Source organism: Sphingomonas sp. SUN019 (assembly GCF_024758705.1).
In the GTDB taxonomy this organism is placed as follows: Bacteria; Pseudomonadota; Alphaproteobacteria; order Sphingomonadales; family Sphingomonadaceae; genus Sphingomonas.
Window position 1 is genome coordinate 3483788 of record NZ_CP096971.1, and the last position, 23915, is coordinate 3507702.

Annotated in this window: 30 protein-coding genes; 10 read left to right on the forward strand and 20 right to left on the reverse strand. The window is 65.4% G+C overall.

Features of this window, described 5'->3' with window-relative positions:
* Positions 1-41: 41 nt before the first annotated feature.
* The 4 genes from ilvC to miaA all read right to left on the reverse strand — a co-directional run bounded on the left by ilvC (position 42) and on the right by miaA (position 4548).
* Entirely contained in the window at positions 42-1061 is a 1020-nt protein-coding gene (gene ilvC, locus M0208_RS16730) for a ketol-acid reductoisomerase (protein ID WP_258892801.1), read from the reverse strand.
* A 113-nt stretch (positions 1062-1174) separates the two neighbouring features.
* Positions 1175-1690 (reverse strand): acetolactate synthase small subunit, encoded by a 516-nt coding sequence (gene ilvN, locus M0208_RS16735; RefSeq protein WP_258893290.1) that lies wholly within the window; start codon positions 1688-1690, stop codon positions 1175-1177.
* Between the two features lie 94 nt (positions 1691-1784).
* Positions 1785-3530: an acetolactate synthase 3 large subunit gene (locus M0208_RS16740; protein WP_258892802.1), complete on the reverse strand. Its 1746-nt coding sequence runs from the start codon at positions 3528-3530 to the stop codon at positions 1785-1787.
* 76 nt (positions 3531-3606) lie between these two features.
* Positions 3607-4548 carry a tRNA (adenosine(37)-N6)-dimethylallyltransferase MiaA gene (gene miaA, locus M0208_RS16745; RefSeq protein ID WP_258892803.1) on the reverse strand — a complete coding sequence of 314 codons (942 nt, stop codon included), beginning with the start codon at positions 4546-4548 and terminating at the stop codon, positions 3607-3609.
* Here miaA and serB point away from each other — a divergent pair.
* The 3 genes from serB to M0208_RS16760 all read left to right on the forward strand — a co-directional run bounded on the left by serB (position 4541) and on the right by M0208_RS16760 (position 6309).
* Positions 4541-5422, forward strand: a complete 882-nt coding sequence (gene serB / locus M0208_RS16750) for a phosphoserine phosphatase SerB (RefSeq protein WP_258892804.1) — start codon at positions 4541-4543, stop codon at positions 5420-5422. The two genes, miaA and serB, sit on opposite strands and share 8 nt — an antisense overlap.
* 80 nt (positions 5423-5502) lie before the next feature.
* A complete protein-coding gene (locus tag M0208_RS16755; RefSeq protein WP_258892805.1) occupies positions 5503-5952 on the forward strand; it encodes a DUF1465 family protein in 450 nt (149 codons plus the stop codon).
* Between the two features lie 66 nt (positions 5953-6018).
* Positions 6019-6309 (forward strand): hypothetical protein, encoded by a 291-nt coding sequence (locus M0208_RS16760; RefSeq protein WP_258892806.1) that lies wholly within the window; start codon positions 6019-6021, stop codon positions 6307-6309.
* A gap of 176 nt (positions 6310-6485) precedes the next feature.
* Here M0208_RS16760 and M0208_RS16765 read toward each other — a convergent pair whose 3' ends face one another.
* The 3 genes from M0208_RS16765 to M0208_RS16775 are packed head-to-tail and all read right to left on the reverse strand — an operon-like array spanning position 6486 to position 8835.
* Entirely contained in the window at positions 6486-6932 is a 447-nt protein-coding gene (locus tag M0208_RS16765) for a YybH family protein (protein ID WP_408988116.1), read from the reverse strand.
* Positions 6929-7915, reverse strand: a complete 987-nt coding sequence (locus M0208_RS16770) for a nitronate monooxygenase family protein (RefSeq protein WP_258892807.1) — start codon at positions 7913-7915, stop codon at positions 6929-6931. The genes M0208_RS16765 and M0208_RS16770 overlap by 4 nt, the downstream gene beginning before the upstream one ends.
* Before the next feature lie 8 nt (positions 7916-7923).
* Positions 7924-8835, reverse strand: a complete 912-nt coding sequence (locus M0208_RS16775; RefSeq protein WP_258892808.1) for a LysR family transcriptional regulator — start codon at positions 8833-8835, stop codon at positions 7924-7926.
* Between the two features lie 136 nt (positions 8836-8971).
* On the opposite strand from M0208_RS16775, the gene M0208_RS16780 reads away from it, so the two are divergent.
* The gene (locus tag M0208_RS16780) at positions 8972-9289 is read left to right on the forward strand and encodes a UrcA family protein (protein ID WP_258892809.1); all 318 of its coding nucleotides are present in this window, start codon (positions 8972-8974) and stop codon (positions 9287-9289) included.
* A 22-nt stretch (positions 9290-9311) separates the two neighbouring features.
* Here M0208_RS16780 and M0208_RS16785 read toward each other — a convergent pair whose 3' ends face one another.
* Positions 9312-9836, reverse strand: coding sequence for a gamma carbonic anhydrase family protein (locus M0208_RS16785; RefSeq protein ID WP_258892810.1), 525 nt, complete (start codon positions 9834-9836; stop codon positions 9312-9314).
* 87 nt (positions 9837-9923) lie between these two features.
* On the opposite strand from M0208_RS16785, the gene M0208_RS16790 reads away from it, so the two are divergent.
* Complete coding sequence (locus tag M0208_RS16790) at positions 9924-10091, forward strand: hypothetical protein (RefSeq protein ID WP_258892811.1); 168 nt, start codon at positions 9924-9926, stop codon at positions 10089-10091.
* 1 nt (position 10092) lies between these two features.
* Here M0208_RS16790 and M0208_RS16795 read toward each other — a convergent pair whose 3' ends face one another.
* Positions 10093-11388 carry an MFS transporter gene (locus tag M0208_RS16795; protein WP_258892812.1) on the reverse strand — a complete coding sequence of 432 codons (1296 nt, stop codon included), beginning with the start codon at positions 11386-11388 and terminating at the stop codon, positions 10093-10095.
* A gap of 137 nt (positions 11389-11525) precedes the next feature.
* Between M0208_RS16795 and pgsA the strand changes: the two genes are divergently transcribed.
* From pgsA to M0208_RS16810, 3 genes are read left to right on the forward strand one after another with little or no spacing between them, the layout of a single operon-like run.
* Entirely contained in the window at positions 11526-12092 is a 567-nt protein-coding gene (pgsA, locus tag M0208_RS16800) for a CDP-diacylglycerol--glycerol-3-phosphate 3-phosphatidyltransferase (RefSeq protein WP_258892813.1), read from the forward strand.
* Positions 12089-12346, forward strand: coding sequence for a molybdopterin converting factor subunit 1 (gene moaD / locus M0208_RS16805; RefSeq protein WP_258893292.1), 258 nt, complete (start codon positions 12089-12091; stop codon positions 12344-12346). The genes pgsA and moaD overlap by 4 nt, the downstream gene beginning before the upstream one ends.
* On the forward strand, positions 12343-12780 hold the full coding sequence (locus M0208_RS16810) for a molybdenum cofactor biosynthesis protein MoaE (protein ID WP_258892814.1): 438 nt from the start codon (positions 12343-12345) through the stop codon (positions 12778-12780). Before moaD ends, M0208_RS16810 begins: the two co-directional genes overlap by 4 nt.
* Here M0208_RS16810 and M0208_RS16815 read toward each other — a convergent pair.
* The 3 genes from M0208_RS16815 to M0208_RS16825 all read right to left on the reverse strand — a co-directional run bounded on the left by M0208_RS16815 (position 12777) and on the right by M0208_RS16825 (position 15186).
* Complete coding sequence (locus tag M0208_RS16815) at positions 12777-13412, reverse strand: fasciclin domain-containing protein (RefSeq protein WP_258892815.1); 636 nt, start codon at positions 13410-13412, stop codon at positions 12777-12779. The genes M0208_RS16810 and M0208_RS16815 overlap by 4 nt on opposite strands.
* A 76-nt stretch (positions 13413-13488) precedes the next feature.
* Positions 13489-14388 (reverse strand): hydrogen peroxide-inducible genes activator, encoded by a 900-nt coding sequence (locus tag M0208_RS16820; RefSeq protein WP_258892816.1) that lies wholly within the window; start codon positions 14386-14388, stop codon positions 13489-13491.
* A gap of 42 nt (positions 14389-14430) precedes the next feature.
* Entirely contained in the window at positions 14431-15186 is a 756-nt protein-coding gene (locus M0208_RS16825; RefSeq protein WP_258893293.1) for a sulfite exporter TauE/SafE family protein, read from the reverse strand.
* Positions 15187-15354: 168 nt separating this feature from the next.
* Between M0208_RS16825 and epsC the strand changes: the two genes are divergently transcribed.
* Together epsC and M0208_RS16835 are read left to right on the forward strand one after the other, a co-directional pair.
* Complete coding sequence (gene epsC, locus M0208_RS16830) at positions 15355-16044, forward strand: serine O-acetyltransferase EpsC (RefSeq protein ID WP_258892817.1); 690 nt, start codon at positions 15355-15357, stop codon at positions 16042-16044.
* The gene (locus M0208_RS16835; protein WP_258892818.1) at positions 16044-16388 is read left to right on the forward strand and encodes a DUF2794 domain-containing protein; all 345 of its coding nucleotides are present in this window, start codon (positions 16044-16046) and stop codon (positions 16386-16388) included. Before epsC ends, M0208_RS16835 begins: the two co-directional genes overlap by 1 nt.
* Before the next feature lie 36 nt (positions 16389-16424).
* On the opposite strand, the gene M0208_RS16840 is transcribed toward M0208_RS16835, so the two are convergent.
* From M0208_RS16840 to M0208_RS16875, 8 genes are all read right to left on the reverse strand, one after another.
* Positions 16425-17330, reverse strand: a complete 906-nt coding sequence (locus tag M0208_RS16840) for an SDR family NAD(P)-dependent oxidoreductase (protein WP_258892819.1) — start codon at positions 17328-17330, stop codon at positions 16425-16427.
* Between the two features lie 80 nt (positions 17331-17410).
* Positions 17411-17941, reverse strand: coding sequence for a hypothetical protein (locus M0208_RS16845; RefSeq protein ID WP_258892820.1), 531 nt, complete (start codon positions 17939-17941; stop codon positions 17411-17413).
* Positions 17942-18053: 112 nt separating this feature from the next.
* On the reverse strand, positions 18054-18746 hold the full coding sequence (phoB, locus tag M0208_RS16850; RefSeq protein ID WP_258892821.1) for a phosphate regulon transcriptional regulator PhoB: 693 nt from the start codon (positions 18744-18746) through the stop codon (positions 18054-18056).
* Between the two features lie 11 nt (positions 18747-18757).
* Positions 18758-19447 carry a phosphate signaling complex protein PhoU gene (gene phoU / locus M0208_RS16855; protein WP_258892822.1) on the reverse strand — a complete coding sequence of 230 codons (690 nt, stop codon included), beginning with the start codon at positions 19445-19447 and terminating at the stop codon, positions 18758-18760.
* 16 nt (positions 19448-19463) lie between these two features.
* On the reverse strand, positions 19464-20231 hold the full coding sequence (gene pstB / locus M0208_RS16860) for a phosphate ABC transporter ATP-binding protein PstB (protein WP_258893294.1): 768 nt from the start codon (positions 20229-20231) through the stop codon (positions 19464-19466).
* Positions 20231-21502 (reverse strand): phosphate ABC transporter permease PstA, encoded by a 1272-nt coding sequence (gene pstA, locus M0208_RS16865; protein ID WP_258892823.1) that lies wholly within the window; start codon positions 21500-21502, stop codon positions 20231-20233. The genes pstB and pstA overlap by 1 nt, the downstream gene beginning before the upstream one ends.
* Positions 21495-22871: a phosphate ABC transporter permease subunit PstC gene (gene pstC / locus M0208_RS16870; protein ID WP_258892824.1), complete on the reverse strand. Its 1377-nt coding sequence runs from the start codon at positions 22869-22871 to the stop codon at positions 21495-21497. The genes pstA and pstC overlap by 8 nt, the downstream gene beginning before the upstream one ends.
* Positions 22871-23911, reverse strand: coding sequence for a substrate-binding domain-containing protein (locus tag M0208_RS16875; RefSeq protein WP_258892825.1), 1041 nt, complete (start codon positions 23909-23911; stop codon positions 22871-22873). Before M0208_RS16875 ends, pstC begins: the two co-directional genes overlap by 1 nt.
* Positions 23912-23915 lie beyond the last annotated feature (4 nt).

Sequence of the window (23915 nt, forward strand, 5' to 3'; positions counted from 1 at the left end):
CCTACCCAGCCTCCACCGGGAAGGTGCTTCAGGTCAGGCGATCAATTGCGGTCCTTGTCCACCAGCTTGTTCGCGCCGATCCACGGCATCATCGCACGCAGGTTCGCGCCGACCTGCTCGATCGGATGCGCCGCAGCCGCCTTTCGCGCCGCCTTCAGCTCGGGCTGACCCGCGCGATTGTCGAGGACGAAGTTCTTCACGAACCGCCCGCCCTGAATGTCGGCCAGCACGCGCTTCATCTCGGCCTTCGTTTCGGACGTGATGATCCGCGGGCCGGTGGTGATGTCGCCATATTCGGCGGTGTTGCTGATCGAATAGCGCATGTTGGCGATGCCGCCTTCGTACATCAGGTCGACGATCAGCTTCACTTCGTGGAGGCATTCGAAATAGGCCATTTCGGGTGCGTAGCCCGCCTCGGTCAGCGTCTCGAACCCGGCCTGAATCAGGTGGGTCAGACCGCCGCACAGCACCGCCTGCTCGCCGAACAGGTCGGTTTCGCATTCCTCTCGGAAGTTCGTTTCGATGATGCCGCTGCGACCACCGCCGACGCCGCTGGCATAGGCGAGCGCGATGTCGTGTGCGTTGCCGCTGGCGTCCTTGTCGACCGCGATCAGGCAGGGCACGCCGCCGCCGCGGACATATTCGCTGCGCACCGTGTGGCCGGGGCCTTTCGGCGCGATCATGATGACGTCGAGGTCGGCGCGCGGCTCGATCAATCCGAAATGCACATTCAGACCATGCGCGAAGGCGAGGGCGGCGCCCTGTTTCATATGCTCGTGATAATCGTCGGCGTAGATCGCGGCCTGATGTTCGTCGGGCGCCAGGAACATGACGATGTCGGCCCATTTGGCTGCATCTTCGTTCGATTTGACCGCGAAGCCCGCGTCTATCGCCTTCTTCGCGGTGGCCGACCCCTCGCGCAGCGCGATCGCCACGTCGGCGACGCCGCTGTCGCGCAGGTTCTGCGCATGAGCGTGGCCTTGTGAGCCATAGCCGACGATGGCGATCTTCTTACCCGTGATCAGGTTCAGATCGGCGTCGCGATCGTAATAGACACGCATTTGAGGTTCCTTTCTGCGGGAACGTCACCCCAGCAAAGGCTGGGGTCTCCCTGTTGCTAAAGCGTGCGCTTGCCGCACGAGACCCCAGCCTTCGCTGGGGTGACGGAATGGAGTTACGCGGCTTCCTTGCCCCGCGAAATCGCGACGATGCCGGTGCGCGCGACCTCGATCAGGCCGACTTCGCCCATCAGTTCGACGAACTTGTCGATCTTCTCGATCCCCCCCGTAACCTCGAACACGAAGCTGGAGGTGGTCGCATCGACGACGCGCGCGCGGTACACATCGGCCAGCCGCAACGCCTCGATCCGGTGATCGCCGACGCCGCGGACCTTGATCAGCGCCAGCTCGCGCTCGACGTGCGCACCCATCGCGGTCAGGTCGGTCACCTTATGGACGGGGACGAGCCGGTCGAGCTGCGCGACGATCTGTTCCAGCACGTGCGGGCTGGCCGAGGTCACGATCGTGATCCGGCTGACCGATTTGTCGGCGGTGATCTCGCTGACCGTCAGGCTTTCGATATTATAGCCGCGCGCGGTGAACAGCCCCGCGATCCGCGCGAGGATACCGGGTTCGTTGTCGACGATGACGGCAAGCGTATGCCGCTCGGCTGCTTCTTCTTTTATATGCAAAATCGTCACCCCAGCGAAGGCTGGGGTCTCCCTGTTGCTAGAGCGTGCGCTTGCCGCACAAGACCCCAGCCTTCGCTGGGGTGACGGTGATTACTCAAACCAGCGCCTTCGCTTCGTCGTCCATCGTGCCCGACACTTCGTTGGCCTGCAGGATCATGTCGGTATGCGCCGCGCCGGACGGGATCATCGGGAAGCAGTTCGCCAGTTTGGCGACCATGCAGTCGACCATCACCGGGCCGTCGTGGTCCAGCATCGCCTGGATGCCGCTGTCCAGATCGGCGGGATCCTCGATCCTGATCCCCTTCCAGCCATACGCCTCGGCCAGCTTCACGAAGTCGGGCAGGGAATCGCTGTAACTTTCCGAATAGCGGCTTTCGTAGGTCAGTTCCTGCCACTGGCGGACCATGCCCATATATTCGTTGTTCAGGATGAAGACCTTCACCGGCAGGCGGTATTGCGTCGCCGTCGCCAGTTCCTGAATGTTCATCTGGATCGACGCCTCACCCGCAATGTCGATGCACAAGGCATTGGGATTGCCTAGTTGCGCGCCGATCGCAGCGGGCAGGCCGTAGCCCATCGTGCCGAGCCCGCCGCTGGTCAGCCATTTGTTCGGCGCTTCGAAGCCGAAATGCTGCGCCGCCCACATCTGATGCTGACCCACCTCGGTCGAGATGATCGGCGACCGCGCGCGCGTTGCGTCCCACAAGGCGCGGATCGCGCGTTGCGGCATGATTTCGGTCCCGTCCTCGGGGAAATCGAGGCACTTCACCGCGCGCCACCCGGCGATGCGTCGCCACCAGTCGGTCGTGTCGGGTTTCGGATGCTGGCGCGATTTCCAGATGCGGACCATGTCCTCCATCGCGTGGCCGGCGTCGGCCACCACCGCCAGATCGATGCGCACGGTCTTGTTGATGCTCGAGCGGTCGATGTCGATATGCACCTTGCGGCTGTTCGGGCTGAACGCGTCGAGCCGCCCGGTCACGCGATCATCGAAGCGCGCGCCGATCGCGATCACCAGATCGGCCTGGTTCATCGCCATGTTGGCTTCGTAGGTGCCGTGCATCCCCAGCATCCCGAGGAAGCCGTCATGGCTCGCCGGGAAACAGCCGAGTCCCATCAGCGTCGAGGTGACGGGCGCGCCGGTGATGCGTTGCAATTCGCGCAGTAGCTGGCTGGCGCCCGGTCCCGAATTGATGATCCCGCCGCCGGTGTAGAGGATCGGGCGGTCGGCGGCGGCGAGCATGTCGACGACCTGCTCGATCTCAGCCCGATCGGCCTTCAGCGCCGGGCGATATGTCTTGTGCTGGATCGGGCCGGGCTTGCTGTACTTCGCGGTCGCGACCTGCACGTCCTTGGGAATGTCGACCACGACCGGGCCAGGGCGGCCGCTGGTCGCGATATGGAACGCCTCATGAATCACCGCGCCGAGGACGGCGGGATCCTTCACGAGGTAGTTATGCTTCGTGCAGTGGCGCGTGATTCCGACGGTATCGGCTTCCTGAAACGCGTCGGTGCCGATCAGCGCGGTCGGCACCTGTCCGGTGATGACGACCATCGGGATCGAATCCATCAGCGCATCGGTGATGCCCGTGACCGCGTTGGTCGCGCCGGGGCCGCTGGTGACCAGCACCACGCCGGGCTTTCCGGTCGAGCGCGCGTAACCCTCCGCGGCGTGCGTCGCGGCCTGTTCGTGACGAACCAGGATGTGGCGGATGCGTTTCGTGCGGAACAGGGCGTCGTAGATCGGCAGCACCGCGCCGCCGGGATAGCCGAACACGACCTCCACGCCGAGATCGCACAGCGCCTCGACCAGGATATCGGCTCCGCTTTTCTCGGCCACTTTATTGCTCCCTCATCTGCTGCACACGCGAATAGCCCGGCAGGTCGGGGCGCGCTAGAGCAATGAAAATTACGCGTCAAGGCCAAAGATTGAAATAATGTTTCAATACATCATATGAAACCAAGTCAATTCGCGGCCAGTTTGGAGGCGGCTGATTGCGGAACCAAGTGTATTGCCGCTTGGCATATTGGCGCGTGGCCAGCCGCGCGCTGGTCAGCGCGTCGTCGCGCGACATCGTGCCGTCGATCATCGCCGAAACCTCGCGCACGCCGATCGCGCGCATCACCGGCGCGTCGGCCGGAACGTCGGCTCGCGCGCGCAACGCCTGCACCTCCTCGACCGCGCCATCGTTGAACATCGCGGCAAGGCGCGCGTCGCAACGTTCGAGCAGCATGTCGCGGTCGGGCAGCACGATCAGTGGGGCGAGGTCGATGCGGTCGCCGATCCCGCCCGCGCAATCTTCCTGCCACGCGGCGATCGGCCGCCCGGTCGATCGCACCACCTCCAGCGCGCGCGCGACCCGCGTCGTGTCGTTCGGCGACAGGCGTTGCGCCGCGGCTGGGTCGGCGGCGGTCAGAGCGGTATGGGCCTCGGCCACGGACATCGCGCGGACTTCATCGCGGATCGCCGGATCGATTCCCGGCACCGGCGCAATCCCGTCCAGCAGCGTGCGGATATAAAGCCCCGATCCTCCGACCAGGATCGGCAGGCGGCCCGTAGCATGGACCGCGTCGATTGTCGCGCGCGCCTCCGCCGCCCAGCGTGCCGCCGAACAGCTCTCCGCGCCGTCGATATGCCCGAACAAGCGGTGCGGCACGCGCGCTTCGTTCTCTACAGACGGTCGCGCGGTCAGCACGCGCAGGTCGCGGTACACCTGGCTGGCGTCGGCATTGATCACCACCCCGCCGGTCTCCTCGGCCAGTGCGATCGCCAGCGCGGACTTGCCGCTCGCGGTCGGCCCTGCGATGAGCGCCAGCCTCGGGAGCGCGACCCTCGGGGTGGAGGCGGATTTGTTCACGGCGACGCTGATAGCAGCAGGGCGGCTCTCGCCCCAGACCTTGTCCGACGCGAACGACGCGCTGGCAGCGGCGGGATGCGTTCCGACGACGCTCGGGTGGCTGGACGAGGGCGACGCGGCCGATATCCATTTCGGGCTGGCCCCGGATGCGGCGCGCAAGGCGCTGGGGGACCGGTTCGATCGCGTTGACGTGGTGGTCCAGCCGATGGCGGGTCGGGTGAAGATGCTGCTCGTCGCGGACATGGATTCGACGATGATCACCGTCGAGTGCATCGACGAACTCGCCGACTATGCGGGCATCAAGCCGGAGATCGCCGCGATCACCGAACGCGCGATGCGAGGCGAGCTCGACTTTGCCGATGCGCTCGACGCGCGCGTGGCGTTGTTGAAGGGGTTGGACGAAGGCGCGATCGAGCGTTGCCGGGCCGAGCGCGTGCGTTTAACCCCCGGCGCGGCGACGCTGGTGCGAACGATGCGCGCGCGCGGTGCAACCACGATTCTCGTGTCGGGCGGATTCACCGCGTTTGCGGACCCGGTCGGTGCGGAGATCGGCTTCGATCGCGTGATCGCCAACCGGCTGGAGATCGGTGGCGGCGCGCTCGCGGGGACGGTCGCGAAACCGATCGTCGATTCGTCGACGAAGGAGCGGACGCTGCGCTGGGCGCGCGCCGAACACGGGCTTGCCGACGAGGCGACGCTGGCGGTCGGTGACGGCGCGAACGACCTCGCGATGATCGGGATCGCGGGGCTTGGCGTCGCCTATCACGCCAAGCCGATCGTCGCGCAGGCGGCGCACGCGCGGATCGATCACGGCGACCTGACCGCGCTGCTGTGGGCACAGGGCATCGCGAAGGCAGATTGGGTCGCGGCCTAGTTTCATGACGGGACGAATGGAGCGTTTGCGCCGTGGCGCGGGGCCGCGAAATCTGTCACCTCTCTGACATGAATCGGGGGATGACGGATTCGGCGGTACAACGCCGGCTGATCGACGCATTGTACGTCGAATCGATGGTGCTGGCGGACGAGGCGCGCAGCTATTTCGACGAGGGCGGACGGGCCGAGCGTGAGGCGCTGGCGCCGATGGCGCGCGTGTCGTTCAGTTGCGAATCGCTGAAGGTGACGACGCGGTTGATGCACGTCATCGCGTGGCTGTTGACGCAGCGCGCGGTGCAGGCGGGCGAGCTTGCCCCCCGCGACGCGCTCGATCCGTCGCGGCGGCTGGGCGATGCGCCGGTCAGCGACGCCGCGGTGGTCGACGCGCTGCCCGAACAGGCGCGGATGATGATCCGCGGCAGCGTCGATCTGCATCGCCGCGTCGCACGGCTGGATGCTGCGCAGGGGGCGGAAGCGCGCGACGAAAGTCCGGCGCGCGCGATGTTCGATCGCCTCGCGCTTGCATTCTGACGGGTCCGATTGCCGCGACCGTACGTTGAGGTGCAAACGGCCGCTACGGGTCGGCAAGGAACATTCATGACATACCGTTTTCCCTATGCGGAGTGGACCCGCGCCAGCATCGAGGCATGGTCGCTCGGGATCGAGGCGTCGACGGTGATCGGTCTGCGCCTGATGCGGATGGCGACCGGCGGCCCGCTCGCCGACCGCGAAGCGCAATTGATGTGGTCCGAAAAGATGCAGGCTGCGATGGAGTTGCAGACGGCATGGATGACCGGCGGTCTCGGCACGACGCCGCTGTCGGGTACGCGCGGTGCGGTGCGGCACTATCGCAAGAAGGTGCGCGCGAACCGGAAGCGGCTGGGCTAGCACCGTCTAAAGTTAGTCTAAGGTTAGGCCAACGCGAGCATTATACATAGACATGACGGGGACGAATTTTCCGATCGGTGCGCCATCGATCCAGTCTGTCGAATCGGATGAGAAAGATCGGCGTCAAGGCTACATGAAACCGTTGTTGTAGGAAAGTCGTGCTTCCATGCGACATTTCACTTTCGCGGAACTATCTCATAAGCGGAAACGTGGTTCATCGTGATGAACCACCGTCCGCCGAATTTACGGAACAGCCGCGTGTTGACGCCCTCCATCGCGCGTTTCGGTCGAGCGAGGTGGTAGCGGCCGATCAGCATCGCCGCATCCGGGGCAAGCAAGTCGACCTTCATATCGTAGAAGCGCAACGTGCCGCGCGTGTCTGGCGACGCCCCATAATCACGGACGTAATGGTCGAGCGTGCCCTGCCAGCCGTCCTGAAACTTGCCGCCGGAAACGAACACGACGTCGGGGTTCTTGAATCCCGCCATGTAACCGCGGAAATCGCCGCGATTCCACGCCGCCTGCATATCGGCCACGACCCGCAGGATCGCCGCGCGTTCATCGGTCGACGCGGAGGCCGGAGCAGCCGCGATCAGCGCGATCGCGGCGATGACGCTCTTCACGCCGCCTGTGACAGCGCTGGTGACAGCCCGAGGCGCGCCTTCGCCGCATTATATTCGCGCGCCATCCGGTCGACGCGTGCGGCGACCGTTTCCACCTCGACGACTGCGCCGATCCCCTGGCCCGAACCCCAGATGTCGCGCCACGCCTTCGCTTTGCCCGCGTTGTCGCCCTGGCCGAAGTTCATCGTCTTGTAGTCGCCTTCGGGCAGATTGTCGGGGTCCAGCCCCGCCGCCTCGATCGACCCGCGCAGGTAGTTGCCGTGCACGCCGGTGAACAGGTTCGAATAGACGATGTCGGACGCCTTGCCCGCGACGATGCCCTGTTTGTAGCGTTCGTCGGCATTGGCCTCCACCGTGGCGATGAACGGCGATCCGATATAGCCGAAATCCGCCCCCATCGCCTGCGCCGCCAGCACCGCGTCGCCGGTCGCGATCGCGCCCGACAGCGCGAGCGGTCCGGAGAACCACTGGCGGATTTCCTGGATGATGGCGAATGGCGACAGCCGCCCGGCGTGACCGCCAGCGCCCGCAGCGACCGCGATCAGCCCATCCGCGCCCTTTTCGACGGCTTTGCGCGCAAAGCGGTCGTCGATCACGTCGTGCATCGTGATCCCGCCCCAGCCGTGAACCGCCTGATTCAGTTCGGTGCGCGCGCCGAGCGAGGTGATCGTGATCGGCACCTGCCATTTCTCGCACGTCGCCAGATCGGCCTCCAATCGGTCGTTCGATTTGTGGACGATCTGATTGACGGCGTAGGGTGCAGCGGGGCGATCGGGATGGTCGCGATTATGCGCCGCCAGTTCTTCCGTGATGCGGTGAAGCCATTCGTCCAGCAGCCCCTGCGGCCGCGCGTTCAGCGCCGGGAACGCGCCGACGATCCCTGCCTTGCACTGCGCAATGACCAGTTCGGGACCGGAGATGATGAACAGCGGCGATCCGATGACGGGAAGCCACAGGCGGGACAGGGAGGCGGGAATGGACATAACGGATGTTATGTCGCCGGTGTTTCGCTCTGTCCAGCGCGTGCGCGGCCAAGCGGTGCGAGCCGTTCGTAAAGGAAGTCGATGACCGCGCGCACGCGGGGTTCGTGGCGCAAGCGCTCGTGCGTCAGCAGCCACATCCCGCGCCCGCTGCGCGGTGTGTCGAGGCATAGCAGCAGGTCATCCTCCTGATCGGCGACCAGGCAGGGCAGGGCGGACAGGCCAAAACCCGATCGCACCGCGGCAAGCAACCCGAGCGAGGTGTTGTGGTGCATCTTGACCGATCCTTCGAGCCCCAGTGCGCGGATATAGGCGCCATAGGAGCGCCACACGCCGTCCTCACCGCCGCCGATCAGCGCATGATCCGCGAGCTCGGCGGTAGAGGTGGGCACGCCGTGGCGCGCGGCATAGTCGCGACTGCAGTACACCGCCCATTCGTCGTCGGCGATGCGCCGCCCGACGACGCCCGCGCCCGATGGCGAGGTGGCGATGCGAATCGCGATCTCGGCCGCGCCGCTGTCCAGGTCGCGGACCTCGTCGCTCGTGTCGAGTTCGATCCGGATGTCGGGATGTGCGAGGTGAAAGTCGCGCAGGATCGGGGGAAGGAAAGTGACCGCGAAGATTTCAGACGCGGTCAGCCGAACCGCCCCGGCGATCGACCGGACGCGCGCGGCGGCGGCATCCTCGAACGCGCCGACCGCCTGAGCGACGGCCTCCGCCCCCGCCAGCAGGGCTTCTCCTTCCGGCGTGAGTTGGTAACCCGCCTGCTTCCGATCGAACAATCGCAGGCGCAACGTTTCCTCCAGCCCGGCGACGCGCCGCGCGGCGGTCGTCTGGCTGACCCGCAGTTTACGCCCGGCGGCGAGCGTGCTCCCCGTTTCGGCGACGGCCAGGAAATGGCGCAGGTCGTCCCATTCGATCATACCGGCTCCGTTCTCAGCGCTATTCTGCACCAATGCAGAATGGTCGTGCAAGAACAGTGTTAGTTTGCAACTGATATTTGCGGTAGACCGAGTCATCGGCAGCGGGTGCTGCCGGATGACACTACGGAGACCCGACATGAAGATCCTGCTTCCGCTCGCGGCGATCGCCGCGGGGTTCCTCGCTACGCCCTCGGCTTATGCCGAAGACACCAACGCCCGCATCGTCCGAGTCAGTGACCTGCGGCTCGACACCGCGGACGGCGTCGCCAAGTTCGACCGCCGCCTCGCCATCGCGGCGAAGCACGCTTGCGCTTCGGTGGTCGACTTCGACCGCGCCGGCCGCCGGGCGGCCAAAACCTGCCAGGTTGACACGATCGCCGCCTTCACGCCGCAACGCGATACGCTGATCGCGTCGGCGCAGGCGAAGCGCGGGGTGGAGCTGACCGCGCGCTGATCCAACGGGCGGGGCGGGCGGGTCAATCGATCCGCCTCAGCCCCGCCGCCGCGGCGCGGCCATTTTCGACGTAATGCGCCGCCGACAGCTTCAGCATCGCGATCGCACGATCGTCGAGCTGCTTCACCGCCCGCGCCGGGCTGCCGACGATCAGGCTGCCGGCCGGAAACGTCTTTCCTTCGGTCACCAGCGCGCCCGCGCCGACGATGCAATCGTCCGCGATCGTCGCGTGGTTCAGCACGATCGCCCCCATCCCGATCAGCACGCGGTTTCCGATCGTGCAGCCGTGCAGGATAGCATGATGCCCGACGGTGCAATCCTCCCCCACTATCAGCGGCGAATCAGGGTCCGAATGGAGCATCGCGCCTTCCTGGATATTGCTGCGCGCGCCGATCGGGATGGGCGTGTTGTCGCCGCGAATCACCGCGCCGAACCAGATGCTGACGTCTTCCGCCAATTGCACGTCGCCGATCAAATCGGCGCTCGGCGCCACCCATGCCGAAGCGGGGACGGTCGGCCGCTGGCCGCGCAGTTCGTAGAGCGGCATCCCGTTCTCCTGTGCCGTTATCGGACGATCGCGGTTAACCACGAATATCGCTGGTCGAAAACGTAAACGAAGCGTTAACACTTCGCCATGACCAGACAATTAGTCCTGACCAACGAAGCCGCCCGCCATCCGCTGCGCCGGTCGCTTCCGCCGCCCGTGATCGATCGGGCGACGCGCGATGATGATCACGATCTAAAGCTGTTCGTCTTGAGCTTCACCGCGTTTTTCGTCTGCTTCTACACGCTGATCATGTGACCTAGTCGCAGGCGCGGTGCAGCTTCTGGGCGATCCACGCCGATACGCCGCACATTGCGACCACCAGCAGCAACAGCTGACTTGCGCTGACGCCGAGCGCGGTAACCCCGGCCACCGATAGCGACCCCAAAGTCATCGCGCCGGAATTGACCACGTTGTTCGCCGCGACCGTGCGTGCGGTCTGGTCCTTTGGCACGGTCGTCGTCAGGAACGCATAGAGCGGAACGACGAACATCCCGCCGAAGATCGCGACGCCCAGCAGCGACAGTAGCACCCAAGGTGCGCCGGAGTGTGTAACGAACGCAGCGATGTCGAACAGCTTGCCCTCCGGCGCTGGTACCCAATTGGCGACCGCGAACCAGAAACCCAGCACCGCGCCGCCCATTGCGATGACCGATGCGGGCGAATATTTCGCGGAGATATGCCCGCGCAGCAGCAGGTTCACCACCACCGACCCGATCGCCACCCCGACCGAGAATATCGCCAGCACCAAGCTGGCGACGCTCGCGTCCGCCGTCAGCACGTTCTTCACCAGCGGGGGAAAGATGACGACCAGCACCGATCCGATCGTCCAGAAGAAGCTGATCGCGCAGATCGCCAGGAACAGCCGCGGGATATGCATCGTCGCCGAAATCAGTCGCCACGATGCGGTGAACGGGTTCAGGTCGAGCTTCAATGGCGGCCCGAGCCGCGGGGCAGGGGGCACCATCCGCGCGGTAAGCAGACCGAGCGCTGCGACCGCGAAGGTCATCGCCGCGACGACGAACACCGAATGATAGATGAAGCCCGCCACGATCGTGCCCAGCAGGATCGACAAATACGTTCCCGCCTCGACCAGTCCCGTGCCGCCCAGCACGTCGTCGTCCTCCAGATGTTGCGGCAGGATGGCATATTTTATCGGGCCGAAAAAAGTGGAATGGATGCCCAGCCCGACGACGGCCGTCAGCATCAGCACGACCGGGACGGTCACCGCGCCGGTGCGCGCGAGCACGAGGCCCAGGCAACCCACCCCCATAATGCCGAACTCCGCGATCTTTACGATACGGATGATCTTTGCCTTGTCAGTCGTGTCCGCGATCTGCCCGGCGAGCGCGGAAAACAGGAAGAACGGCAGGATGAAGAGTGCGGCGGCGAGCGCGTTGAAGAAACTCTCCTGCGCCTCGTCCTGAAAGATTTCGTACGTCGCGAACAGGACCATCGAGGTCTTGAACAGATTGTCGTTGAAAGCGCCGAGAAACTGGGTGGTGAACAACGGCAGGAACCGCCGCCGCTTGAGAAGCCCGAGGGCATTGATCATGAACGCACAGGCCCTGGTTGTGGCGACATTGCGGCGGCCATAGCGGAGGCTGGCGGTGCGGTCCAATCTAGGAATTGCGGGTGAAGCGGGTCGCGGGCGGGTTGCGCGCGCGTTGCTGGCAGTCCAACGGTCGAACGATGTGGTCACTGCCGAACCTGCTCACCCTGTCGCGGATCGTCGCGCTGCCGCTGCTGGTCGGTTTCCTGTGGTGGCCGCGGTGGGAGGCGGGGTTCGCCATCGCCTTCGTGCTGTACTGCCTGATGGGCATCACCGATTATTTCGATGGCTATCTCGCGCGCGCGCAGGGCACTGTGTCCAAACTGGGCGTGTTCCTCGATCCGATCGCGGACAAGATCATGGTGGCGGCGGTCATCCTGATGCTGGTCGGCACGCGGCACGACGATATCGCGATCATCAGCGGCATCCACATCATCGCCGCGCTGGTGATCCTGCTGCGCGAGATTGCGGTGTCAGGCTTGCGTGAGTTTCTTGCCGGGCTGCAGGTGTCGCTCCCCGTCTCGAGGCTGGCGAAGTGGAAGACGACGCTGCAACTGGTCGCGTTCGGCGCGTTGATTCTGGCCGGCGCTTTGCCGGCGGAGGTGTGGATCAAGGTCACCGGTCTGGCCGCGCTGTGGGGCGCGGCGGCGCTGACTGTCATCACCGGCTGGGATTACCTTCGCGTCGGTGTGAAGCACATGGACTGACCATGCGGGTATTGTACTTCGCCTGGGTGCGCGAACGGATCGGGGTGGGCGAGGAAGAGGCTTCGCCGCCGGAAAGCGCGAAAACGATCGCGGATCTGATCGACTGGCTGGCGACCCGCAGCGACGGCCACGCCGCCGCCTTTGCCGACCGAACGCGCCTGCGTGCGGCGATCGATCAGGATTTCGTTCTGCTCGACACCCCGATTGCAGGTGCGCGAGAGATCGCGATCTTTCCGCCGGTGACGGGCGGATGATCCGTATTGCCATCTCCGAAGCGCCGATCGACGTCGCGGCGGAATTGCACGCGCTCGAACGCAGCGGGTCGGTGGCGACGTTCACCGGACTGGTGCGCGGCGATGACGGGGTGAACGAACTTCGCCTCGAACATTATCCCGGCGCCACCGAGGCGGCGCTGACCCGCATCGCCGAGGAGGCCGCCGCACGCTGGTCGCTGGTCGCGGCGACGATCGTCCACCGCGTCGGCGCGATGCGGGTTGGCGAGCGGATCGTTTTCGTCGGGGCGGGGGCCGATCACCGCGGTGCGGCGCTGGAGGCGTGCGCGTATCTGATCGATCGACTGAAGACTGACGCGCCGTTCTGGAAAAACGAGACGCGTGGTGATGTCGCGACCTGGGTCGAACCGCGCGACAGCGACGATGCCGCCGCCGCGCGGTGGGACGGTAGTTAACCCAGCTTCGGTACGACCACGCCGTTCACGACATGGACCACGCCGTTCGACTGCCGCACGTCCGGCGTCTCGATATAGCTCTTGGTGCCGTTGACGTCGGTCACCGAGATCGCCGCACCTTCCATCCGCGCGGTCAGCGTCGATCCTTCGACGGTGGTCAGCGTCGCCGTCCCGCCGCCAGTGGTGATCATCGTCTTCAGTTGTTCCGAACCGACGTTGCCGGGCACGACGTGATAGGTCAGCACCTTGACCAGCGACGCCTTGTTCTCGGGTTTCAGCAACGTGTCGACCGTGCCCGGCGCGAGGCGGGCGAAGGCGTCGTTGGTCGGTGCGAAGACGGTGAACGGCCCCGGTCCCGACAGCGTCTCAACCAGACCGGCCGCCTTCAATGCCGCGACCAGTGTCGTCAGGTTCGGCGCGGCCGAGGCATTTTCCACGATCGTCTTCGTGGCGACCATCGCTGCGCCGCCGACCATCGGATTGTTCCCCGCAGGGGCCATGGCGGTGTCGGCCGGCGCAGCCGTGGCGGCGGCGGGCGCCGGATCGGAGGCAGTGGCGGTATCGGCGTTCATCGGCGCGCAACCGGCCATCGCGAGCGCGCCGACCAGCGCGATCAAGGGTAGTTTGGTCATCTATTCTCTCCCGATAAGCCTGCCGCGGACGCGGCGCTTGCCTTTCGGTACGATCAACGCCGCGAAATGGTTTCATTCAGTCGGCGGCGAGAATGTCGGCCAGCAGCCGGAAATCCTTTTCGCGCGGCGAGGCGCGCCGCCAGGCCAGCGCGATCGTTCGCGCCGGATTATCGCCCTCCAGCGGCCGCGCCGACACGCGGGTATGATCGAGGATTCCCGCCGTCAGCGCCATCTCCGGCAACAACGTGACGCCGAGGCCATTGTCGACCATCTGCACGATCGTATGCAGCGACGTGCCCAGCATCTGCGCCTCCGCGCGCAACTCCGGCCGGTTGCACGCCGACAGCGCGTGGTCCTTCAGACAATGGCCGTCCTCCAGCAGCAGCAATCGGTTCTCGTCGATTTCCGCCGCCGAAATCGACGCCGTCGACGCCGGATGCTCGCCCTCTGGAAACGCCAGGAACAGCGCGTCGTCGAACAGCGCGCGCGTCGTCACGTCGCCGCACGCATAGGGCAGCGCCAGCAGCACGCAGTCAGCCCGCCCGTTCTGCAGCGATTCGCACGCTGGGCCGCTCGGCTCCTCGCGCAGGAACAGTTTCAGGTCGGGATAGTCGCTGCGCAACCGCGGCAGGATGCGCGGCAGGACGAACGGCGCGATCGTCGGGATCACGCTCATCCGCATCTCGCCCGACAGGGGCCGCCCGGCGGCGCGCGCCATGTCGCCCAGTTCCTCCGCCTCGCGCAGCACGCGGCGCGCCTTCGTCGCGATCTGGTCCCCCAGCGGGGTGAAGCGGACCACGCGGCGCGTGCGTTCGACCAGCGTTACCCCGATCAGCGTCTCCAGTTCGCGAATCCCCGCCGACAACGTCGATTGCGTCACGAAACTGGCGTCGGCCGCGCGCCCGAAATGGCCGTGGTCCTTCAACGCAATCAGATATTGCAGCTGCTTCAGCGTCGGCAGGTAGGTTGCAGCCATGTATTCGAGATAAAGCGGCGCGCCGGTCGAACGAAGCGCTTTCTACAACAGCACCGCGCTGATAAAGCCATAGGTGCTGGTGATCGTCAGCACGATGCCGACCAGGATCAGCATGATCTTGGTCGAAATCTTCTTCGCCATGATCGCGCCCAGCGGCGCCGCGGCGATGCCGCCGATCAGCAATCCGATCGTGGTCACCGCGAAATCCTCGATACCGAGATGATAGATGAACGTCGCCGACACGGTCAACGTAAGGAAGAATTCGACCGAATTGACCGTCCCCACGACCTTGCGCGGCTCGACGCCCTGGACCAGCAGGTTGGACGTCACGATCGGTCCCCATCCACCCCCGCCAGCCGCGTCGAGAAACCCGCCGATCAGCCCAAGCGGCTCGACCACCTTCGGTTTGGCGGCTTTGGGCGGAAACAGGATGCCGCGGATAAGAAGATAGATGCCGACCAGCACCAGGTAACCGAGCACGAAGGGCTTCACGACATTGCCGTCGACATTGGTCAACAGGTAGGCGCCGGTCACCCCGCCGATGATGCCGGGGATCAGCAGCCGCAGGAACAGCGCCTTGTCGATGTTGCCGTGGATCAGATGGCTGATCCCCGACACCGCGGTCGTGAAAGTTTCGACGATGTGGATGTTCGCGGACGCGCGGGCAGGCGCGACGCCCATTACCGCGACCAGTAATGTGTTGCAGATCACACCGAACGCCATGCCCAGCGCCCCGTCGACGATCTGCGCGCCAAAGCCGACCAGCACGAACGGCAGCAACGCCTCCAGCGTCGCCATCGATACTTCCACGCCAGTCCCCTTCCAGCGATTGAACGGCGTACATGGCGCAGGAAACCAATCTCTACAAGATAGGTGTGATTTGCACGATAGTGGTTGCGATTATCCGGTGCTGGAAATCGCCGGTTCGAAATCCTAGATGCGTGGTGACGCTGAAGGGGACGCGGCATGTCGCGATTGACCGACTATCTCGATTCGATTCGTGCACGCGATCCGGCCCCGCATTCGCGCGCCGAAATCCTGACCTATCCGGGCGTTTGGGCGCTGGCATACCACCGCGTCGCGCACCGATTGTACCGGCGGCGATTCTTCTTTCTCGCCCGTGTGATAAACCATTGGTCGCGTTTCCTGACCGCGATCGACATTCACCCGGGCGCGAAAATTGGCCGCAATTTCTTCATTGATCATGGCTTCGTGGTGATCGGGGAGACGGCCGAGATTGGCGATAACGTCACGATCTACCAGGGCGCGACACTCGGCGGCACCAGCCCCGACAATGGCGTTGCGGGAAAGCGCCATCCGACGATCGGCGATGGCGTGATCGTCGGACTGGGCGCGGCGGTGCTAGGACCCGTCACCGTCGGCGCGCGCGCGCGGGTCGGCGCGAATGCGGTGGTCACGAAGGATGTGGCCGAAGGCGCGGTGATGGTGGGTATTCCGGCGCGTCCGACAGTGGTCGAAGGCGGACAGGCCGCGGACAAGAAATTCGTTCCTTACGGCACTCCGTGCAGCGAGATGTTCGATCCACAGACGCAGAAGGTCGAACTGCTGCGATGTGAGTTGCAGACGATGAAGAAGCGGCTCGACGCGCTGCTCGACGAACACGAATCCCCTGATCGTGAGGCGACGCGCGCCTGATGGGAACGGTCAGCCCGTTCCCGCTACCGATCGGCAAGCCAAGCCAGATCGGCTTCGACCGGCTGGAACTGACCCGCATCCTGGACCTTTACGGCCGCATGGTCGCGGCCGGACATTGGCGGGATTATGCGATCGAGCTCGGCCGTGACGCCGCCGTCTTCGCCGCCTTCCGCCGCAGCGCCGAGCGTCCCGAAGTGCGCATCGAGAAGCGCCCGTCGCTGCGGGGGAAGCAGGGGATGTGGGCGCTGGTCAACGAAGCGGGTGCGGTGCTGAAACGCGGGCACGAACTTGCTCCCGTGCTCGCGCCAGTAGAACGGCGGCTGATGAAGCTGGTCGACGAATAAGGCTATCCCGAACAGGCGTCCGGGATAGCCTTTCGCTTACTTCCCCTGAAGTTTCGCGCCGATCAGCATCGATTGGCCCGCGCCGGAATCGGGCACGATCTCGCCGGTGCGGTCGGTGATCTCTGCCCAATGCGCCGCCACGCCCTCGGGTGACAGATCGTCGCCGGTCAGCAGCTTGCCCGGCGTCAGCGTGACGTAGCTGGCCTGGAACACGCCCGCGCCCGCGCCGACGATCTGGTTGGTCGGCGCGTCTTCGCTGACCAGATACAATGCGGCGGGCACGACCTTGTTGGGGGAGAACGCCTTGAACGCCTGTTCGGGGAACAGATCCTCGGTCATCCGCGTGCCCGCGACGGGCGCGATCGTGTTGACCTTGATGTTGTTCTTCGCGCCTTCGAGGTACAGCGTCTTGGTCAGCCCGGCGAGGCCGAGCTTCGCCGCACCGTAGTTCGCCTGGCCGAAATTGCCGAACAGCCCGGTCGACGACGCGGTCATCAGGATGCGGCCGTAATTCTGTTCGCGCATCAGATCCCACACCGCCTTGGTGGCATAGGCGGATCCGATCAGGTGGACCTTCACGACGAACTCGAAGTCGGTCGGCTCCATCTTGGTGAAGGTTTTGTCGCGCAACACGCCGGCGTTGTTGATCAGGATGTGGACACCGCCCCACTTCTCCTTCGCCTGCGCCACCATCGCGACCATCTGGTCATATTCGGTGACGCTTGCGCCGTTGGCGATCGCCTCGCCGCCCATCGCCTCGATTTCCGCCACGACCTTTTGCGCCGCGTCGGATGCGCCGGTGCCGGTGCGGTCGCCGCCGAGGTCGTTGACCACGACCTTCGCGCCGCGCCGTGCGAGTTCGAGCGCATATTCGCGGCCCAAACCACCGCCAGCTCCGGTGACGATCGCAACCTTGTTATCGAAACGGATCGTGTCAGGCATGGAAAAGGCGCTCCCTCCAGATGGAATGAGCGCCTTTCCCTAAACGTCAATCGGGCGGATGCAACCGCCCGATGTGCCGGTCACCGGCCGCCGGGGTTCTTGCAATTGTCGTACTGGCCCTTCTTGCAGGTCGGATACGACTTCAGCGGAGCCGGAGCAGGATACGCCTGATCGGGCGACAACGCGGGCTGGAAGCGCACGGTTGCGCCCGGTGCGGGCGTGCCCTGCGTCGCCGGGCCTGCGGGCTGATAGCCGCCTGAGGGGTCGGCTGCGTTCGGATCGCCTGCCGCGGCTGGGGCGGGAGCCGCCGTCGGCGCCATCGCGGGATCGCCCGCCGGTGCTGGCGGAGCCTGCATCGCAGGATCGGCGGCCGGGGCGGGCGCAGCCGGATCGGCAGGCGCGGGCGCAGGTGCGGCCGGATCGGCTGGCGGTGTGGTCATCGTGTCAGCGGCGGGGGGCGTCGCCGCGTCGGCCGGGGGCGGCGCGGTCTGGTCGGTCGGTGCAGGCGCTTCGCCAGCAGGTGCGGGCTGCGTGGTCTGGTCCTGCGCGATGGCCGGAACGGCGACTGGAACGGCGATTACCGCCGCGGCGGCCAGAAGAAACGATTTCATGCGGAACTCTCCTTTTGGGAACGACAGAAACGTCGAATTACGCGTGCTGGCCAACGCGCAAGTTCCGGGAAGGGTCCATCGTTTCGTTAGCGATTCGAGATAGGGCGAATGATTACGCGCCCGAATCGAGTGCGTAACCGGCCGAACGTACGGTGCGGATGATGTCGGGACGTCCGCCGTCGTTGATCGCCTTGCGTAGCCGACGGATGTGAACGTCGACCGTCCGGCTCTCGATATCGCTGTCATGGCCCCATACCGCGTCGAGCAGACGCTCGCGCGAGAACACCCAGCCGGGATGCTCCAGGAAATGCTTCAGCAGGCGGAATTCGGTCGGTCCGAGCGGGATGAATTCGCCCGAACGACGGACCTTGTGCCCGACAGTATCCATCTCGAGATCACCGTAGATCAGCGATTCGCCTGCAAGCCCTGGCCGTACCCGCCGCAGCACCGCGCCGACGCGCGCGACCAGTTCGCGCGGCGAAAACGGCTTGGTGACGTAATCGTCCGCGCCCGTCTCGAGCCCACGGACGCGATCTTCCTCTTCACCACGCGCGGTGAGCATGATGATCGGCACGTTCTGCGTTTCGGGCGTGCGGCGCAGCCGGCGGCAGACCTCGATTCCCGAAATCCCTTCGACCATCCAGTCGAGCAGGACGATGTCGGGCACCTTTTCGCGCGCCAGCAGCAGCGCCTCCTCCCCATCGATCGTGTGCGCGATCTCAAAATCCTCGCGCTTGAAATGCCAGATCAACAGTTCGGCGAGGCTGGAATCATCCTCAACCAACAACATACGGGCGCGTGCCATCGTACTTCCTCTCAGTCGTATTCGGGCTTTTCGCGATCGGCCATCTGTGTGCCGGTCGCAGCGAAATAAACCATTTCGGCGACGTTCGTCGCATGATCGCCGATGCGTTCAAGGTTCTTCGCAACGAACAGCAAATGCGCGACCTGACTGATCGTTTTCGGATTTTCGACCATGTGCGTGACGAGCGTGCGGAAGATGCTGTCGTAGAAATCGTCCAGCGCATTGTCGCGTTCGACGATCTCGATCGCGGCGTCCGCGTCGCGAGCGGCGAAGGCGTCGAGGATGTCGTGGACCATTTCCGACGCCATCTTCGCCATCGCGGGCAGTATCGAGATCGGCTCGATACGGTGTTCGCTCTCGATCATCGGCACGCGCTTCGCGATGTTCTTGGCGTAATCGCCGATCCGCTCGACCACTGCGGCGATCTTCAGCGCGGCGACGACTTCGCGCAGGTCGTTCGCCATCGGGGCGCGCAACGCGATGATGCGCACCGCCATTTTCTCGACCTCGGCCTCGATCGCGTCGATCTTCTTGTCGTCGGCCTTTACCTGCGCGGCGAGTTCCAGGTCGCCGCGCTGCAAAGCCTTCATCGCGCCCGCGATCGCTTCCTCGGCCAGTCCACCCATCTGGCTGATGAGCCCGCGGATTTCCCCGATGTCGTTGTCGAACGCCTTGACGGTATGTTCCTGGCCGGTCGCCATGCTCTGTTCCCCTCACTCAGCCGTAGCGGCCGGTGATATAGTCCTTGGTGCGCTCCTGGCGCGGGTTCGTGAAGATGTCTGACGTATCGCCGTATTCGACCAATTGGCCGAGGTGGAAGAAGGCGGTCTTCTGGCTGACGCGCGCCGCCTGCTGCATATTGTGCGTGACGATGACGATCGCATAGCGGCCGCGCAGTTCGTGGATCAGTTCCTCGATCTTGGCGGTGGCGATCGGATCGAGCGCGCTGCACGGCTCGTCCATCAGGATCACCTCCGGGTCGACCGCGATCGCGCGCGCGATGCACAGCCGCTGCTGCTGCCCGCCCGACAGTGCGGTGCCGCTGTCGGTCAGGCGGTCCTTGACCTCGTCCCACAGCCCGGCGCGGCGCAGCGACTGTTCGACGATCCGGTCGAGTTCGGCCTTGCCCGTGGCCAGCCCGTGGATGCGCGGGCCGTAGGCGACGTTCTCGTAGATCGATTTGGGGAACGGATTAGGCTTCTGGAACACCATGCCGACACGCGCGCGCAGCTGCACCACGTCCATGTCCTTCGAATAGATATCCTCGCCGTCGAGCTGGATATTGCCCTCGACCCGCGCGCTGGCGACCGTGTCGTTCATCCGGTTCAGCGTGCGCAGGAACGTGGATTTCCCGCAGCCGCTGGGGCCGATGAAGGCGGTGACATTGTCCTGATACACCTTGATCGAGACGTCGTTGATCGCCTGCTTCGCGCCATAGAACACGTTGACGTGATCGGCGGTCATCTTGGGCGCGTCGTTGATCATCACCAGCGGGTCTCGAATTTGTTGCGGAGGTAGATGGCGACGCCGTTCATCGCGAGCAGGAAGACGAGCAGCACGATGATCGCGGCGCTGGTCTTTTCGACGAAACCGCGGCTGACCTCGTCCGACCACAGGAAGATCTGTACCGGCAGGACGGTCGCGGGATCGCGGAAGCCGTCCGGCGGGGCGGCGATGAACGCGCGCATTCCGATCATCAGCAGCGGCGCGGTTTCGCCCAGCGCACGCGCCATGCCGATGATCGTGCCGGTCAGGATGCCGGGAAGCGCGAGCGGCAGGACGTGGTGGAAGACTACCTGCACCGGGCTGGCCCCGACGCCCAGCGCCGCGTCGCGGATCGATGGCGGCACGGCCTTGATCGCGTTGCGCCCGGCGATGACGATGACGGGCATCGTCATCAGCGCCAGCGTCAGCCCGCCGACGATCGGGGCGGAACGCGGCAGGCCGAAGGTGCCGAGGAAAACGGCCAGTCCCAGCAAGCCGAAAATGATCGACGGCACCGCGGCGAGATTGTTGATCGACACCTCGATCAGATCGGTCCAGCGATTCTTCGGCGCATATTCCTCGAGGTACAGCGCCGACAGCACGCCGATCGGGAAGGCGAGCGCGAGCGTGACGAGCATCGTCAGCAACGATCCCTTCAACGCGCCCCAGATGCCGACGCGGGTCGCATCGGTCGAATCCGCGCCGCCGAAGAAGTCGAAATTCAGCCCGCGCGACAGGCGGTCGCCGAGCTTCGCGACCACCGCTTCGGCCTCTGGCGCACCATTGCCCTTGGCGGCGACGTCGATCGCGCTCGATACCGGCACTTCGATAGCGGCGCTGCGGCCCAGCAATGAGGGGTCGGCCTTCACCGCATCGCGCACGCGCACCCACGCCCCGTCGGACAGGATGTCAGACCCGCCGACCGCGCCGAACGCGGCTCCGGCGGCGGTGTCGACGACGCCTTCCAGACCGGCGCCCGAGAGTGCGAGGTCGGCGCCCGGACCGCGCAGGCGTTCCGGGTCTAGCGCCATGCCCGACTTCGCGAAGTCGATCGGCAGCGCCACGCGCGTTTCGGTGAACCCGCTCGCGCCTTGCGAAAACATCGAGATGAGCAGGAACGCCAGGAACGAGGCGGACACGATGATCGCGCCCAGCCCGAGCATCCGGAACCGGCGTTCCGCGGCATAGCGACCACGGATACGCCGCTGCATCGCGGCGGTCGTCCAGTTGGTCGGGGCGCGTTCCGGCGCGGCGGGCGCGGGCTTATTCATACGCCTCCCGATAGCGTTTCACGACCATCAGCGCGACGACGTTTAGGAGCAACGTGACGATGAACAAGGTCAGCCCCAGCGCGAAGGCGGCGAGCGTCTTGGCGCTGTCGAACGCCGCTTCGCCGGTCAGCAGGTCGACGATCTGCTTGGTGACGGTGGTGGTGCTGGCGAAGGGGTTCAGCGTCAGCGTCGCGACGCCGGATGCGGCCATGACCACGATCATTGTCTCGCCGATCGCGCGCGACACGGCGAGCAGCACGCCGCCGACCACACCGGGCAAGGCGGCGGGAACCAGCACTTTCTTGATCGTCTCCGAAGGCGTCGCGCCCATCGCCAGACTGCCGTCTCGCATCGAAGATGGCACGGCAGCGAGCGAATCGTCGGCCATCGACGAGACGAACGGGATGATCATCACGCCCATCACCAGTCCCGCAGCGAGCGCGCTTTCGGACGACGCCCAACTGACCCCGAGCGCGACCGCAAAATCGCGCACCGCCGGCGCAACGGTCAGCGCGGCGAAATAGCCGTACACCACGGTCGGGACGCCCGCGAGAATTTCCAGCAGTGGTTTCATCCACTTGCGCGTGTTCGGCTTGGCGTATTGCGTCAGGTAGATCGCGCTCATCAGGCCGAACGGGATCGCGACCAGCATCGCGATGACCGCGCCGATAAAGAACGTGCCCCAGAACAGCGGCACCGCGCCAAGGCTCGCGCCCGGATCGCGCGCGTCGATGACCTGCGGGCTCCAATGCGTGCCGAACAGGAAATCGGCCACCGGCACGATCCGGAAGAACCGCGCGCTTTCGAACACCAGGCTGGCGACGATGCCGATCGTAGTGAGGATCGCGATCAGCGAGGCGGCGAGCAGGAGCACCATGACGACGCGTTCGACCTGCGTGCGCGCCGAAAAGCGCGGCGCGACGCGCAGGAACGCGAACGCGCCGCCTGCGAAGGCCAGCAGCACCGACAAGGCGGTCGCGATCCAGTCGTAGCGCGATTGCGCCGAGGCATAGGCCGGGGCAAGCGTGTTCGAGAGCTGGTTGAACGCGCCATAAGCGTCGCCGCGGGCGAGATTGCGCGCCTCCGACAGGATCGACGCGCGTTCGAACCCCGGCGGGGGAAGTTGCGCCGCGGCGGGGGTCGCCAAGACGGCATCGGTGACCAGCGCGGGCGAGGTGAAGGCCCAGACCGCGAGGAAGATCAGCGGCGGCAGGACGGTGCAGAGCGCGACCCACCAGCCGTAATGCCCGGTCAGCGAACTGAACCGCTCGCGCGATCCTTTGCGGAAGCGCGCCGCGCGCGCCCGCCCACTGAGCCAGCCGATCAGGCCGAGCGCGACGACGAGGAAAAGGAGCGCGGAGGCAGACATCAGTGAAGCGCCGCGCCGTCGAGCGGAGTTTCGTCGCGGATGATCGCGGCCGATTTCGCCTGCACGTCGGCGGGGGCCGCGATCAGCCCGCGTCGCACCAGCGGCCCGTCACGGTCCCACAGCCGGGCATATTGAATCAGGAAGCGCTTCAGCCCAGGAATCGCGTTCAGATGCGCCTTCTTGACGTAGATGTAGAGCGGCCGCGCGCCCGGATAGCTGCCGTCGGCGATCGCCTCATAGGTCGGCACGACGCCGTTCACCGCGACGCCGTTCACCGCATTCGCATTCTCTTCCAAGTAGCTGTAGCCGAAGATGCCGATCGCATTGGGGTTCGACTGCAGTTTCTGGACGATCAGATTGTCGTTCTCGCCTGCGTCGACATACGGCCCGTCCTCTCGCACGCGGATGCAGCGCGCCTCTTTCGCGTCGGTGTCGAGCGACTTCACCGCGGGGTCGTTCGCCTCGCAGCCCTTGGTCAGGATCAGTTCGGCCAGCGCGTCCCGAGTGCCGCTGGTCGATGGCGGGCCGTAAACCTGGATCGGGGTTGCGGGCAGCGCGGGGTTCACGTCGCGCCATGTCCGCGCGGTGTTGGGCTTGCCATCGGGCGCGGCGGCCAGCGCGCGATAAATGTCGGTCGTGGTCAAAGCCATTTTCGGCCCGTTCTTCGCCTCGACGAAGGCCAGCCCGTCGATCCCGACCTGGATTTCGAGCACCGCGCCGACATCGTTCTTCGCGCAGGTTTCGAACTCGCCCTTCTTCATCCGGCGCGATGCGTTGGCGATGTCGGGATGATTCGCGCCGACGCCCGCGCAGAACAATTTCATGCCGCCGCCAGTGCCGGTCGATTCGATCACCGGCGGCTTCGCGCCCGGATTGTTCGACAGATATTGTTCGGCGACGATCGTGGTGAAGGGATAGACCGTCGACGATCCGACCGCCTTTATCTGGTCGCGTGATCCTGCGCCGCCGCCGCCCGCCTGATCGTGGCAGGCGGCGAGCGCGAGCATCGACATGGCGGCAAGCGCGCTGGCGCGAATCATGATT